At 73.3% G+C, this 14,060-nt stretch carries 9 protein-coding genes; 4 read left to right on the top strand and 5 right to left on the bottom strand.

The features are described 5' to 3' along the window. Positions 1–118 precede the first annotated feature (118 nt). A complete protein-coding gene (locus ABT112_RS27995; protein ID WP_351514208.1) occupies positions 119–3,664 on the bottom strand; it encodes a D-alanyl-D-alanine carboxypeptidase in 3,546 nt (1,181 codons plus the stop codon). 269 nt (positions 3,665–3,933) lie between these two features. Here ABT112_RS27995 and ABT112_RS27990 point away from each other — a divergent pair, with 269 nt between their 5' ends. The 3 genes from ABT112_RS27990 (at position 3,934) to ABT112_RS27980 (ending at position 6,583) form a co-directional block, all read left to right on the top strand. After that, positions 3,934–4,659 (top strand): GOLPH3/VPS74 family protein, encoded by a 726-nt coding sequence (locus tag ABT112_RS27990; protein WP_351514206.1) that lies wholly within the window; start codon positions 3,934–3,936, stop codon positions 4,657–4,659. A 643-nt stretch (positions 4,660–5,302) separates the two neighbouring features. Next, positions 5,303–6,160, top strand: a complete 858-nt coding sequence (locus ABT112_RS27985; RefSeq protein ID WP_351514204.1) for a helix-turn-helix domain-containing protein — start codon at positions 5,303–5,305, stop codon at positions 6,158–6,160. A gap of 213 nt (positions 6,161–6,373) precedes the next feature. Beyond that, on the top strand, positions 6,374–6,583 hold the full coding sequence (locus tag ABT112_RS27980) for a DUF397 domain-containing protein (RefSeq protein WP_351514202.1): 210 nt from the start codon (positions 6,374–6,376) through the stop codon (positions 6,581–6,583). A 183-nt stretch (positions 6,584–6,766) separates the two neighbouring features. Here ABT112_RS27980 and ABT112_RS27975 read toward each other — a convergent pair whose 3' ends face one another. Next, on the bottom strand, positions 6,767–7,714 hold the full coding sequence (locus ABT112_RS27975; RefSeq protein ID WP_351514200.1) for a hypothetical protein: 948 nt from the start codon (positions 7,712–7,714) through the stop codon (positions 6,767–6,769). Between the two features lie 185 nt (positions 7,715–7,899). Between ABT112_RS27975 and ABT112_RS27970 the strand changes: the two genes are divergently transcribed. Next, positions 7,900–8,679 (top strand): SDR family oxidoreductase, encoded by a 780-nt coding sequence (locus tag ABT112_RS27970; protein WP_351514199.1) that lies wholly within the window; start codon positions 7,900–7,902, stop codon positions 8,677–8,679. 72 nt (positions 8,680–8,751) lie between these two features. On the opposite strand, the gene ABT112_RS27965 is transcribed toward ABT112_RS27970, so the two are convergent. From ABT112_RS27965 to ABT112_RS27955, 3 genes are all read right to left on the bottom strand, one after another. Beyond that, positions 8,752–9,912 (bottom strand): ADP-ribosylglycohydrolase family protein, encoded by a 1,161-nt coding sequence (locus ABT112_RS27965; RefSeq protein WP_351514197.1) that lies wholly within the window; start codon positions 9,910–9,912, stop codon positions 8,752–8,754. Between the two features lie 453 nt (positions 9,913–10,365). Next, on the bottom strand, positions 10,366–11,307 hold the full coding sequence (locus ABT112_RS27960; protein WP_351514195.1) for a DUF8017 domain-containing protein: 942 nt from the start codon (positions 11,305–11,307) through the stop codon (positions 10,366–10,368). Positions 11,308–11,418: 111 nt separating this feature from the next. Continuing rightward, positions 11,419–14,028, bottom strand: coding sequence for a bifunctional FO biosynthesis protein CofGH (locus ABT112_RS27955; protein WP_351514193.1), 2,610 nt, complete (start codon positions 14,026–14,028; stop codon positions 11,419–11,421). Between the last annotated feature and the right edge of the window lie 32 nt (positions 14,029–14,060).

The following is a 14,060-nucleotide window of genomic DNA, read 5'->3' as shown; positions in this document are numbered from 1 at the left end:
CGACGGCGCGGGGGGAGGGGTCACGGGGGCCGGTATCGGCCGCCGGGGCCGGCGCCTTGCACGGCGCCGGCCCCGGCGGGGTGGGACGGATCGGCTGCTGTGGATCAGCCGGTACGGGTCAGGTGATGCGGGTCAGCTTGCTCCCGAACCCCGGCTCCGCCAGGTCGTCCTGGAGGGCGATCGGCACCTTCACCTGGCCGAGCCCGCTGCCCACGGTCATGGTGCCGACCTCGGTACCGGCCTTCGCGGTGTGCGGGACGACCTTGCCGTTGTCCGTGAGCTCGATGTCCACGGTCAGCCCGGCCCAGCCGACGGCGGTGACGTCCTTGGTCGCGACGACGGGGGTGGTGCCCCCCAGGCCGTCGTCGACCCGGCCGACGACATCGCCCTTCTTGACCACCTTGCGGGTCGTCAGGGTGTCGCCCGCGGCGGTGATCAGGGCCTTACTCGCGTCGACGGCGCCGGTCAGGATGGAGTTGTCCGTCGGGGACGGGGGCTGGTTCAGCACGGCGCCGATGATCAGCTGGTTGGTGCCGCCGACCTCCTTCCGCGCCGCGAACAGCAGGTTGCCCTGCGCGGCGGTGCTGGTGCCCGTCTTGATGCCGACACCGCTGAACGGGACCAGCCGGTTCCAGTTGTCCTGCTTCTTGCCGTTGCGGTCCACGTAGGACGGCTTGCCCACGACCTCCCGGAAGACCGGGTCCTGCATCGCCTTCCGGCCCAGCTTGACCTGGTCCTCGGCGGTGCTGACGGTGGTGGCCTGGAGACCGCTCGGGTCGGTGTACGTGGTGTTCTTCATGCCGAGGTCCTTGGCGGCCGCGTTCATCTTCTTGACGAACGCCTGCTCGGAACCGGCGTCCCAGCGGGCCAGCAGCCGCGCCACGTTGTTCGCGGACGCGATCATGATGGCGTTGAGCGCCTCGTACTCGGTGAGCTTCTCGCCCTTCTTGGTGTCCACCACGGACTCGTTCTGGGCGCTGAGCCCCGCGTCGTCCTCGGCCTTCTGGTCGACCGGGATGCGGGATCCCTGCTTGCCCGGCTTGAGCGGGTGCTCCTTGAGGATGACGTAGGCCGTCATCGTCTTGGCCACGCTCGCGATCGGCACCGGCTTCTGCTCGCCGAACGTGCCGAAGCTGCCCAGCCCGTCGATCCCCACGGCCGCCTGGCCCTTGGCGGGCCAGGGCATCGTCGGCTTCTTGCCGTCGAAGGCGTAGCTCTCCTGCGCGGTGAGGTCGAGCGTCGGCTCCGGCAGCGGCCGCAGCGCCTGCACGGTGGCGAAGACGACCGCGAGCAGGATGGCCAGCGGCGTCCAGATCTTGAACCGCCGGACGATGGTGCGCACCGGGGTCTCCGGCGGCGGCGGGGTGTTCGTCAGCTGCGCGAGCAGGTCTATCGGCGCGGGCTCGCCCGGGGCCGGCTCGGGCGGCAGCGGCTGCTGCTTGGTCCGCTCGGCCTCGGACAGCGAGGGGGACGCGGCGGACTGCGCGGGCACGGCGGGCTCGTCGGCGGTCTTCACCGCCGACTTCGGCTTGCGCGGGGCCGTGTCGGAGTCCTTGAGGGGGACGAAGCGGCTGGTCCGCTCGGAGTCCGACTCGGGCTTGTCGCCCGGCTTCGGCGCCTTGAACGCCGTCGTCGGCTGGTCGACGCCCTTCTTCTCCGCGGGCTCCGCGTCAGGCTTCGCACCGGCCTTGCCGTCCGGCTTCGCACCGGCCTTCCCGTCCGGCTTCGCACCGGCCTCGGCCTGCGTGCCGGACTTGCCGTCGACCCCGGGCTTCTCCTCTCCGGCGGGCTTCTTCCCGTCGGTGGACTTCTCCCCGCTGGCGGACTTCTCCCCGTCGGTGGGCTTCTTCCCGTCGGCGGACTTGGCGTCGCTGCCGGGCTCGTCCCCGCTTCCGGGCTCGCCCTTCGCGTCGGCCTCGGTCCCCGCCCCGGCACCGGACTTGCTCCCGGCGCCGGCCTTGCGGCCCGCGGGACGCGTGACCGTGAAGGCCGTGGTGGGCTGGTCGACGGCCGTGCCGTCGGCGTCCGCCTTCTCCCCGGTCCTACCGTCGTCGGCCTTGTCTGCGGCCTTGTCTCCGGCCTTGTCCTTCCCGGACGGAGCGTCGTCCGAGGAACCGCCGGCGGTCGCACCGCCGGACGCGTCGTCCCCGTCGTCGCCCTTGGCCCAGCTCGGCTTCCGGTCCCGGCCGGCGGCCTTGGCGGAGGAGGCGTCGCCGGAGGAGGCGTCGCCGCCCTTGCCCCCGGCCTTCGCCCCGCTCTTGCCGGACGGCTCGGTCCCGCCCTTGCCGGCGGCCTCGCCCTCGTCCTTGCCGGACGGCTTGTCGCCGCCCTCGGCCCGGTCCGCCGCCTCGGCAGCGGCACCGAACGCGGCCGCGCCGGACGCCGAGGCGCCCCGGGCCGGCTTCTTCCGGTCCTTGCTCAGGGTGCCGAAAGTGGCCGTCGCCCGGTCCTCGGTGGCGTCGTCCTGTGCCGCCTTCGGACGGTCCTTCGGCTCCTCGTCCGAGGAACCGGCCGCGCCGGTGCCGGGCTTGTCGGTGCCGGGCTTGTCGGTGCCGGGCTTGTCGCCCGTCACGGAACGCTTCTTCCCGGCCGCCTTCCGCGGCTTGCCTCCGCTGGTCTTCCGGTCCGCCGTCGAACCGTCGGCGCCGGAGGTCCGGTCGCCGGTCACCGCGCGGGGCGCCTTGAACATCGTCGTGGGCTGGTCGACCGCCGCCGCGCCGTCGGCGCCGCCCGACTTCCCGGCGCCCTGGGACTTCTCGGTGTCCGCGGACTCTCCCGAACCCCCGGACGTTCCCGAAGCCTCGGACTTCCCGGAGCCGTCGGACTTCCCGGAGCCGTCGGGGCTGCCGGCGCCGCCGGACTTCCCGGACGCGTCCGAGGCGGTGCCGTCGCCCGACGTCACGCCACCCTTGCCCTTCTCAGCCTTGCTCCTACCGGACTTGCTCCTGCCGGTCCCGCTCCTGCCGGCCGGCCCGGCCGCGGCCGCGCCGGACGCGTCGGCTCCGTCGGCCTCACCGTCCGCGTCGCCGTCCGCCTCGCTCTGCGCACCGCGCGCGGCCGTCGGCCGCTTCGGCAGGTCGCTGTCGGCGCTGTCCTTCGCCTTCGCGACGTCGGCACCGGACGGGGCGCTCCCCTCGGAGCCGCCCGAGCCCGCGGAGTCCTCCGAACCCGCGGAGTCCGCGGCGCCTTCGGAGTCCGCGGCGTCCGAACCCACGGCCGCATCGGCGTCCGCGTCGGTACCGGCCACCCAGGCGGCGACCGCGGCGCGGAGCCGGGCGTCGCCCTTGTCGTTGCCCGCGGGCGCGTCCGCTCCCGCCGGCCCGTCGGCGTCGGCGCCCTCGTCCGGGCCGCCGTCCTTGCCCGTTCCCGCGTTCGCATCCGCGTCGTTGCCCGCGTCCGACCCGGCGGCGGCATCGGCGTCCGCCCCGGCATCGCTGTCCGCGGCCGGACCCGCGTCCGGCTCGCCGTCCGCCTCCGCGGCACCGGCGGTGCCCTCAACGGCCTTGCCGGCAGGGGGTTCCGCGGTTTCGGACGTGTCGTCCGCGGCCTCGGCGGGCCGGTCGGGGGAGTCCCGGATGACCGAGAGACGCGGATCGCCCTCGCCCCGAGTCGTCTCCCCCGACGACTTCTGCTGCTCCGACTTCTCGGGGGACTCGCCCGCCACCGATGCCTCCTCCACACACGTGCGGGACGCCCGACGCCGCGCCGGCGTCACGTCCCGCTGCTGAACCGCACTTACCAGTTTCCAGCCCGGATACGAGTGCCCCTCGCAGCCACGCTGTTCCGACCGGGCCCGACACCCCCCGAAGGACCTCGCCCACCTGCTAGACGAGAACGACATACCTACTGGTTCCCGTACGAAACACCCAGGCACTCTCGACAGACAAGTGTGAGAGGGGTCACCCTGTCAGACATCCACGCGGGGAGGCATGGATGGGCAGGAGCCGCAGAACAATTCCGGAAGAGCTTCTGCTGCTGGCCCTGGACCCGACCACGGGTACCACGGCGCAGCCGCAGTCGCTCGACCTCGGCCTGGCCGGGGCCCAGCTAGTGGAGCTGGCTCTGGCAGGACGGATAGCCCCGGACGGGGATCGTATCGCCGTGGTGATGCCACGGCCGACAGGAGATCCGACACTGGACTCCGCACTGGAGCTGTTGCGCCGTCGCGGCAGCCCGGTCCGGGCGGTCCACTGGATCGGCGGGCCCCGGCTGGGGCTGCGCCAGACCTACCTCACACATCTGGAACGCTGCGGCATGGTGCACGCCGTGGAGGGCCAGATGTGCGGAGTGCTGCCGACGACCCGCTACCAGGCGTCGGAGACGACCATCAGCCGGGAGATCAGGACCCGGCTGGACAACGCGATCCGCACCGGTGTGCCGCCGGACCCGCGGACCGCGGCGCTCGCGGCGCTGGCCCACGCGGTCGGACTGGGCAAGCACCTCTACCCCGGCAACGAGGGGCGGTCCTCCCGCTCCCGGCTGCGGGACCTGATCCGGCACGACCCGATGGGCGGGCTCGTCGCGCACGCCGTGATGGACGTGCAGAACGGCGTCGCGGCACAGCCCCGGCGCGCACCGGCCCGGACCGCCGCGAGTGAACCCACCGGCGTGCCGGTGCAGTCCCGGCGCGGAACCATGGCCCGCGTGGCGGCCCACTGACCGCACACCCCCACGAGGAAGCAGCGCATGCGCGGTGCGCCCGCACCGCCGACGAGTCATCCGCAGCACCGGGCGCTCCGCAGGCCGTTTCGCGGAGCGTCACGCACCACGTCAGCAGACCGCTGTCACCCACCGCACCACCACCGGCCCGACCCGGTTCGGGAGCCGCGAGGCGCCGCCGGCGCGGGGACGCGGACGAGGACGCGGTGCCTCTGCCCGGCCGGGCAGGGGCACCGCCTCGCCGCGAACCCTGAAGCGCCGGCGCGTCGCAGCGCACGGGGTGGCGGTCCGGCCGCCCGGACGACGGCCGGACCGCCACCCCATGCGTGCGTCCATGGCGCATGCGTCCGCGGTGCGTGCGTCGGCGGTGCGTGCGTCGGCGGTGGATGCGTCCGCGATGGGTGCGTCCACGGTGTGTGCATCCATGGTGTGTGCATCCATGGTGTGTGCGTCCGCGAACGATCCCCGCGGGACCGCACCCCGCCGCGTCCGCCGCGGGCCGCCCCCGGAGTCGCCCCCGGACACGGCCGGGTGGCTTCATGTGCCCGGACGGGGACCCTCTGTCGCCATTTCCCAGCGCCGCCGCCACCCGGAGTGGCAGTCTGCTGAAACAAACAGCGGTACAAGTCGGAGGTGCAGCCGCGTGGCGTCCCATGTCAATCCAACGGTCAGACGACGCCGGTTGGGCCAGGAGCTGCGCAGGCTCCGCGAGCTCAAAGGGATGACGGCCGAAGAAGTCGCGGACCGCCTGCTGGTCTCCCAGTCGAAGATCAGCAGGCTGGAGAACGGCCGGCGCAGTATCAGTCAGCGCGACGTCCGCGATCTGTGCGGTGTCTACGAGGTCGAGGACCACCGGATCGTCGACTCGCTGATGCAGATGGCCAAGGACTCCCGCCAGCAGGGCTGGTGGCATGCGTTCGGCGACATCCCGTACAGCGTCTACATCGGGCTGGAGACCGACGCCGCCTCGCTGCGGGTGTACGAGCCGCAGGTGATGCCCGGCCTCCTGCAGACCCGGGCGTACGCGGAGGCGGTGATCACCGGCGCGCTCCCGGAGGCGTCCCAGACGGACATCGAGAAGCGGGTGCAGGTCCGGGTCCGGCGGCAGGAGCGGATCACCTCCGAGGAGAATCCGCTGCGGCTGTGGGCGGTGCTCGACGAGTCGACGGTCCGCCGCATGGTGGGCGGCCGGCAGATCATGCGCGACCAGCTGGACCATCTCATCGAGCTGTCCCAACTGCCGCATGTGACCGTGCAGATCATGCCGTACACCATGGGGGCGCATCCGGGGGTCACCGGGCAGTACACGATCCTCGAGTTCCCGGACGCCGCCGACTCCAGCGTGGTCTACCTCGAGGGCGTGACGAGCGACCTCTACCTGGAGAAGGCGAACGACGTGCAGAGCTACAGCGTGATGTACGAGCATCTGCGCGCGCAGGCGCTGAACGTGGAGCAGACACGGCAGTTCATCACGGATGCCGCCAAGGGCTACACGCGCTGAGCAGGAGCCGCACGGGGTGAGGACAACACCCATCCACAGGGAGGCGCCGGTACGGTACACCCCGCCGTGACACCAGGGAAGCTTTACGGGAATATGCCATCCGGTCGAGTGAACGGCCCCTTCTGGCAGGCGGGTTGGCGAGTAGCGTCGATCACGCCATCGGGCAAGGACCGCTGGCGAACCCCACCCCCTGGCACAAACCGGAGCAGAGCAATGGCCATTCAGCAAGGCGCCACGGACATCTGGACCAAGTCCTCCTACTCCGCCGGGAACGGCGCGTGTGTCGAGGTCAAGTCCCCCGCCCCGCGCACGGTCGCCGTGCGGGACTCCAAGGACCCGGAGGGCCCCTCGCTCGCCTTCGCTCCCGAGGCGTGGACCGCGTTCGTGGCGGAGGCCGGCCGAGGCGCCTTCGACCTCGGCTGACCGGCCCCGGGCGGCCCCGCCGCCCGTCGCCTCACCTGGAGCCCTCTCGACTGGTTCGCCGTCCCGGCCGAGGGGGCTCAGCCATGCCCGGGCGCCCGGCGGAGCGGGTTCCGGCACGACTCCGCGGCCGAGGGGTCCTTGCGCCGTGCCCTCCCGGGTCGCGCGCCTATGACGCAAGGCCCCTCAGCGCAGCTCGTCCACGTAGCGGTCGGTCCCGGGGACGGTCGGGACGAAGGGGGCGACCAGCTCCACCCGGCCCCGGCCGGAGGCGGCGAGGTCGGCGTCCAGGCCGGCGAAGTGCGCCCCGAAGCACGCCCGCGGGTCCTGCTCCAGGAACCACAGCAGGGTGAGCCGGGTGTCGACGCCCGCCACCTGCGCCACGTACGACATCCGGTCCGTCGGCAGCGGGGTGGGGCGGAAGACGGTCACCATGGCGGCCGGGGAGCTCTGCAGGCGCTGCGGGAGATGGCGGCGGCGCAGCCACTCCAGGAGTTCCGCGCGCTGCCGCGGCCCGCCGGTGTCGATCACCTGGAGGAGCAGGCCGGCGTAGGGGTGGTCGAGGGCGTGGAAGTCGCGGGGGCCGGCGGCGCCGTCCCGGTAGACGGTGGCCTCGTGGTCCTGGAACGCGGTGAAGACATGGGTGCGGTCGTGGTGAACCCTCTCGTCCCGGTTGAGCCGCTTGTTGACGGCGACGGTCCAGGCCATGTGGTCGTCGTAGCGGCCGTCGGTGATCCAGTAGACCGAGAGGTAGCAGCCGGCGGTGACCGGCCGGGCCACGGCGGACTCGGCCGGGTAGCGCAGCAGCTGGAGCTCCCGGGTGGCAACCCAGCGGCGGCCCGCGTACATCCAGGGCATCGCCATGGCGCCGGCGATGAAGTGATCGTCCTCGTACCAGCGGTTGTACGCGTGCTCGCGGCCCGGGTGCGGCTCGACCATGGTGATGAGGGCGTGTCCCGGGTGCACTCCGTACGGGCCGACGGAGGCCAGCTCCCCGTAGACCGCGCTGCGCGTCCCGCCGGCGCCGCGCGCCTTGTCCGTGCTGCGCGTCCCGCCGGTGCCCCGCGCCGTGTCCGTGCCGCGCTTCTCGTCCGTGCCGCATGCCCTGTCCGTGCTGCGCTTCTCGTCCGTCATGGCACCGGTGTAGCTGACATGACGTCAGATGAGGAGAGGTATCGCGCCGCCGGGTCACAACGGCCCCCACTCCCGGACCCGCCGCTCACAGCACGGGAGCCGCGGCCGGGCTCTGGCCTTCACCGGGGCACGGCCGTAACCTGACGAACCGTCAGCAATCTGGAGCGGATGTGCCGGAGGTCGTCATGCTGCGAGGCAGGACCGTGCTCGTGTCCGGAGTCGGCGCGGGGCTGGGGCATCAGGTGGTGTCCGCGGTGCTGCGGGAGGGCGGCAACGCCGTGCTGGGCGCCAGGACCCCGGAGAAGCTCGCCGACGCCGCGGCACGCCTCGACCCCGGCGGCAGGCGGACCGCGTGGCGGGCCACCGACATCGCCGACGAAGACGCGTGCGCGGCGCTGGCGGAACTCGCCCTGGAGCGGTTCGGGCGGATCGACGCGGTGGTCCATGTCGCCGCGCTCGACACCTGCTTCGGCGGCCTGGCGGACGCCGACTTCCCCACCTGGACCACGGTGCTGGATGTGAATCTGCTGGGCACGCTGCGGATGACCCGGGCCTGTCTGCCGGCGCTGACGGCCCGCGGCGGCTCGGTGGTCGTGATCGGCACCCAGTCCTCGGTCGTGGCCCCGTCCCAGGTCCAGCAGGCGGCGTACGCGGCCTCGAAGGGGGCGCTGGTCTCCGCGATGTACTCCCTCGCCCGGGAGCTGGGCCCGCACCGCATCCGCGTCAACACCGTGCAGCCCGGCTGGATGTGGGGCCCGCCGGTGCAGGCCTTCGTCCAGCTGACGGCGCAGGCCGAGGGCGTGCCCGAGGACGAGGTCCTGGGCAGGCTGGCGGAGCGGATGGCGCTCCCGGACCTGGCGACGGACGGGGACGTGGCTCAGGCCGTCGTCTTTCTGGCCTCCGACCGTGCCCGGGCGATCACCGGGCAGTCGCTGCTGGTCAACGCCGGTGAGGTGATGCGCTGAGCGGTGGCCGGGGAGGCGCGGGGCGCGAGCGTGGCACGCGCCCGGCGGCCCGCCGTCGGTTCGGTGCCGCGCTCAGGCGCGGGGGTAGCGGGCGAGCCAGCCCGGCACGGACTCCGCCGGGCTGTGCAGCGCGGGGCCCTGGGTCATCTCCATCGCGAAGTCGTCCGCGAGTTCGAGGATGGTGGGGCGGCCCTCGACCTCGGCCAGCCACCCGGGCGGCAGTGCCGTCTCACCGTGCAGGGTGCCGAGCAGACTGCCGCAGACCGAGCCGGTGGAGTCGGAGTCCCCGCCGTGGTTGACGGAGAGCAGCAGGCCGTGCCGGACGTCCTCGGCGACCAGCGCGCAATAGACCCCGATGGCGAGGGCCTCGTCGGCGGTCCGGCCCCCGCCGAGGGACTCGACCCGGGAGGCGGTCGGCATGCCCTGGCGCACGGCGCCCAGCGCCTGCCGCAGGGCGTCCGTGGTCTCCTCGTGGCCGGGGCGGGCGGCCAGCTGGCGCAGGGCGTGCTGGACCGCGCTGTCGAGGCTGTCCCCGCGGGCGAGCCCGTGCACGACGACGGCGAAGGCGCCGGCCGCGAGGTAGCCGGTGGGGTGCCCGTGGGTGTGCACGGCGCACTCGATGGCGAGCTGGAAGACGAGTTCCGGTTCCCAGCCGACGAGCAGCCCGAAGGGGGCGGAGCGCATCACGGCGCCGCAGCCCTTGGAGTCCGGGTTCCGGGGCTGGGCGAGGGTGCCCATCACGCCGTCGGCCAGGCCGCTCAGGCAGGCCCGGCCGGGCTCCCGGCGGGCGTACAGCCACTCCTCGCGGGCGAGCCAGCCGTCGTCCTCGCGGCGTTCGTCGGGACCCCAGTCGCTCTGGGTGACCGACCAGCGCCGGTGGGCCCGGAAGACGTCGGTGGGCGGGTGCCAGGCCCCGGTGTCCCGGCGGACCTGGGCCCGTATGAGCCCGTCGAGGGTGAAGAGGGTCATCTGGGTGTCGTCGGTGACGGCACCGCGCCGCCCGTGTGCGGGGACGTAGTCGGTGATGCCGTTCGGGCCGTGTTCCTTGCGGATCCCCTCGAGCGATTCGAACGCGACCGGGGCGCCGAGGGCGTCTCCGATCGCGCCGCCGAGCAGGCAGCCACGGACGCGGCTGCGGAAGTCCTGCTGCTCGGCACGGCCCCAGACAGCTGTGCCTGCTGCGCTCACTCGCGTCCCTCCCGTTCCCGTTCCGGTTCCGACGTCCCAGGACATCCCGTCGCCGCTCGCGCAGCACTGTAATGGACCGGGAATGGTCGGCTCCGAGTCGGGAACGGAATGTGAGCAGTCGCCCCTGAGGTCGGGTTTGATCGAGTACGCCACGGGGTGGACGGCGCCGCGGCGGCCGGACGGGGCCCGGGCCGGGGCCGATCCGTGCGGGCCGATCCGTGCGACGGAGTCCTGCGTGCGGGGAGCCGGTGCCCGGGAAGCCGGCCTGCGGGGAGCCGGCGTGCAGGGAGCCGGCGTGCGGGAAGCCGGCGTGCAGGGAGCCGGCGTGCGGGAAGCCAGCGTGCAGGGAGCCGGTGCACGGGAATCCGGCCTGCGGGGCTCCCGGATGCGCCCGGCGCCGGGCCGTGGAGGTCACGGCCCGGCGCCGCCGGGCGACACACCGGCTCAGGGGGCATGGCACGCTGCCCACCCGGGTCGCGCGCTCAGGGCAAGGACCCCTCAGTCGTCCGCGGGCCGCACCGTCTTCATGATCTTCTGAATCTGCGCCGGGGTCAGGGCGTTCTTGATCCCCTGGTCCGCGTAGAGCACCCAGCCGTGCATGGTCCCGTCCGGGAACTTCTGGGCGATGCTGACCGCGACGGCGGACGGCGGCACGCACTTGCTGGGACGGTTGGTGACCGTGACCTTGGCGGTGGCGGTGTACCCCTCGATGCCGTTGTGCTTCCACGGCTTGGCCTGGCCGACCTCCATCTTCGGCTTGTGCTCGTCGCCGCCGTAGGCGATGTAGCCCCAGTTACCGGCCCAGTTGCGGGCGTTCTCCTGGAGGGTGCCGTCCTTGCCGCCGCCCGTGGTGCCGACGGTGGCGAGCTGTCCCTTGCCCGCCTCCCCGACGCCGTCGGGGTTGGGCTGCGAGGAGCAGCCGCCCTCGCGGTAGTTGCCCGCGCCGGTCATCACGACGATCGGCTTGCCCTTGGCGTCGTTGTAGGACAGGGCGGTGTCGTCGTCGAAGACCTGCCACTTCTCGGCCTTGCCCGGGACGTCGTAGCTGAAGTCGTGCTCCTCCCGGGTCTGCGTCTGCCAGCCCTTCACCATCGGCCCGTCCGCCGTCGGGCCCGCGTTCGGGGCTTCGGGGCCCTCCGTGCGGCCGGCGGCCGGGGCGGAGACCGGCGGGGAGGAACGGACCTTCTTGCGGGCACCGTTGGGCTTGTCGTCGTCGCCGGAGGCGAGGGCTATCGCGCCGCCGACGGCGCAGAGCGCCACCACGGCTCCGGCAGCGATCAGCACCGTCCGGTTGGTGTTGCGGCGCGGCGGCTGGGGCGCGGGCGGCGGGGTCTGCTGCCAGGCGGGCGCCGGGCCGAAACCGCCCTGCTGGGGCGGCTGCTGGTACTGGGGCGGCTGCCCGGGCTGCTGGGGCTGTTGTGGGTGCTGTTGCCAAGACATGGCGGTCAGCCTATGCGCCGCCTGCCGCCGCCCCGCACCCGTGCGGTGACAGGAGCGTCCGCATGCGGTGACAGGGCGGCAACAGCGTGGCTCACGGGCGGGGAAGGCCCCTCAGTCCCCCACCACCGGCAGCAGTTCGGGGAGGTGGCCGTCGGAGGCGAGGGCCGCCTCCTGGCGTTCGGCCGGGACCTCGCCGTAGGTGGTGGTCCGCTGCCGGGCGGGGCGTCCGGCGGCCTCGGCGATCGCCACCAGGTCCCGGATCGAGCGGTACGAGCCGTAACTCGACCCCGCCATCCGGGAGATGGTCTCCTCCATCAGCGTGCCGCCCAGGTCGTTGGCGCCGGAGCGCAGCATCTCCGCCGCGCCCTCGGTGCCCAGCTTCACCCAACTGGTCTGGATGTTGGGGATGTGCGGGTGCAGCAGCAGCCGGGCCATAGCGATGACCGCGCGGTTGTCCCGGTCGGTGGGGCCGGGGCGGGCGATACCGGCCAGATAGACGGGCGCGTTGGTGTGGATGAACGGCAGCGTCACGAACTCGGTGAAGCCCTGGTGTCCCCCGGCGAGCGCCGCCTGCTGGATCTCGGCGAGCAGCCGGAAGTGGCCCAGCCAGTGCCGCGGCTGGTCCACATGCCCGTACATCATGGTGGAGGACGAGCGGATGCCGAGCGCGTGCGCCGCCTTGATGACCTCGACCCAGGTGGCGGTGGGCAGCTTGCCCTTGGTCAGGATCCAGCGGACCTCGTCGTCCAGGATCTCGGCGGCGGTGCCGGGGATGCTGTCCAGACCGGCTTCCTTGGCCGCCTCCAGCCACGCGGGGATGGACAGGCCCGTGCGGGTGGCCCCGTTGACGACCTCCATCGGGGAGAAGGCGTGCACATGCATGCCGGGGACGCGCTCCTTCACCGCCCGCGCGATGTCGAAGTACGCGGTGCCCGGCAGATCGGGGTGGATGCCGCCCTGCATGCAGACCTCGGTCGCGCCCACGTCCCACGCCTGCTCGGCCCGGTCGGCGACCTGGGACAGCGACAGGGTGTAGGCGTCGGCGTCGGTGCGGCGCTGGGCGAAGGCGCAGAACCGGCAGCCGGTGTAACAGACGTTGGTGAAGTTGATGTTGCGGGTGACGATGTAGGTGACGTCGTCGCCGACGGTCGAGCGGCGCAGGTCGTCGGCGATCCGGCAGAGGGCGTCCAGCGCGGGACCGTCGGCGTGCAGCAGCGCCAGGGCCTCGGCGTCGGTGAGCTTCGTCGGGTCGTCGGCGGCGGTGGCGAGCGCGGCGCGGACGTCGCCGTCCAGCCGGGACGGCGCCATGCCGGGGGCCGCGGCCTCGCGCAGCACCTCCCAGTCGCCGTAGACCTCGTCGAAGTCCTCCCGGCGGTCGGCGGTCCGGCCGTCGGTGTCGATGGTGCGGTGCAGGTCGGTGCGGCCGGAGGCGGCGAAGCCCTCGTCGGGCTCCTGCCAGGGCAGCCCGACGGGCAGGGCGTCCTCCTTGGCCAGCCCGGTCTCCGGGTCGGCCAGCGCGCGGACGTGCGGCAGCAGCCGCGGGTCCAGCCAGGGCTCGCCCTTCCGGACGTACTCCGGGTACACGGAGAGGCGCTCGCGCAGCCGGAAGCCGGCGGCGGCGGAGTGCTCGGCCAGTTCGTCGATCTGCGGCCAGGGGCGCTCGGGGTTGACGTGGTCCGGGGTGAGCGGCGAGACGCCGCCCCAGTCGTCGATCCCGGCGCCGATGAGCATCGCGTACTCCGCGTCGACCAGGTTCGGCGGTGCCTGGATGCAGCCGGACGGGCCGAGGATGTGGCGGGCGACGGCGACGGTGGCGGCCAGTTCCTCCAGCTCGGCGTCCGGCATGCCGCGCATGGCGGTGTCCGGCTTGGCGCGGAAGTTCTGCACGATGACTTCCTGGAGGCCGTGGTAAGCGCGGGAGACGCGGCGCAGCGCGAACAGCGACTCGGCCCGCTCCTCATAGCTCTCGCCGATGCCGATCAGCAGTCCGCTGGTGAACGGGACGGTGGAGCGGCCCGCGTCCTCCAGGACCCGCAGCCGGACGGCCGGCTCCTTGTCCGGGGAGCCGTGGTGCGGGCCGCCCGGTTCGCTCCACAGCCGCTCGGCCGTGGTCTCCAGCATCATGCCCATCGAGGGGGCCACCGGCTTGAGCCGCTGGAAGTCCGTCCAGGACATGACGCCCGGGTTGAGGTGCGGCAGCAGCCCGGTCTCCTCCAGGACGCGGATCGCCATCGCCCGCACATAGGCGATGGTGTCGTCGTAGCCCTCGGCCTCCAGCCACTCGCGTGCCTCGGGCCAGCGGTCCTCGGGGCGGTCCCCGAGCGTGAAGAGGGCCTCCTTGCAGCCCATTTCGGCGCCGCGCCGGGCGATGTCCAGCACCTCGTCAGGAGACATGAACATCCCGTGGCCCGCCCGGCGGAGCTTGCCGGGCACGGTGGCGAACGTGCAGTAGTGGCAGCGGTCGCGGCAGAGCCGGGTGAGCGGGATGAAAACACTGCGGGAGTAGGTGATCACTCCGGGGCGGCCGGCGGCCTCCAGTCCGGCGTCGCGCACCCGGGCGGCGGAGGCCATCAGGTCCTCCAGATCGCTCCCGCGGGCCCGGAGCAGGACGGCGGCCTCGGCCGTGTCCAGGGCCACGCCGTCGCGGGCCCGGCGCAACGCCCGGCGCATGGCGTTCGCGGTCGGTCCGGGCTGGTCGGTCCCCTGCGCGCTGGTCGTCATCCCCCGAGCATACGAGCGCTCACCAGCAGCGA

The sequence above is a fragment of the Streptomyces sp. NPDC002055 genome (assembly GCF_040296705.1).
In the GTDB taxonomy this organism is placed as follows: domain Bacteria; phylum Actinomycetota; class Actinomycetes; order Streptomycetales; family Streptomycetaceae; genus Streptomyces.
This window is presented reverse-complemented; position numbering and strand designations above follow the sequence as displayed.

Bases quoted from the DNA above. Each gene is read 5' to 3' on its own strand.
- ABT112_RS27960 (WP_351514195.1), bottom strand. From the start codon at position 11,307: ATGTCTTGGCAACAGCACCCACAACAGCCCCAGCAGCCCGGGCAGCCG.
- ABT112_RS27980 (WP_351514202.1), top strand. From the start codon at position 6,374: ATGGCCATTCAGCAAGGCGCCACGGACATCTGGACCAAGTCCTCCTAC.
- ABT112_RS27990 (WP_351514206.1), top strand. From the start codon at position 3,934: ATGGGCAGGAGCCGCAGAACAATTCCGGAAGAGCTTCTGCTGCTGGCC.
- ABT112_RS27970 (WP_351514199.1), top strand. From the start codon at position 7,900: ATGCTGCGAGGCAGGACCGTGCTCGTGTCCGGAGTCGGCGCGGGGCTG.
- ABT112_RS27975 (WP_351514200.1), bottom strand. From the start codon at position 7,714: ATGACGGACGAGAAGCGCAGCACGGACAGGGCATGCGGCACGGACGAG.
- ABT112_RS27955 (WP_351514193.1), bottom strand. From the start codon at position 14,028: ATGACGACCAGCGCGCAGGGGACCGACCAGCCCGGACCGACCGCGAAC.
- ABT112_RS27965 (WP_351514197.1), bottom strand. From the start codon at position 9,912: ATGTCCTGGGACGTCGGAACCGGAACGGGAACGGGAGGGACGCGAGTG.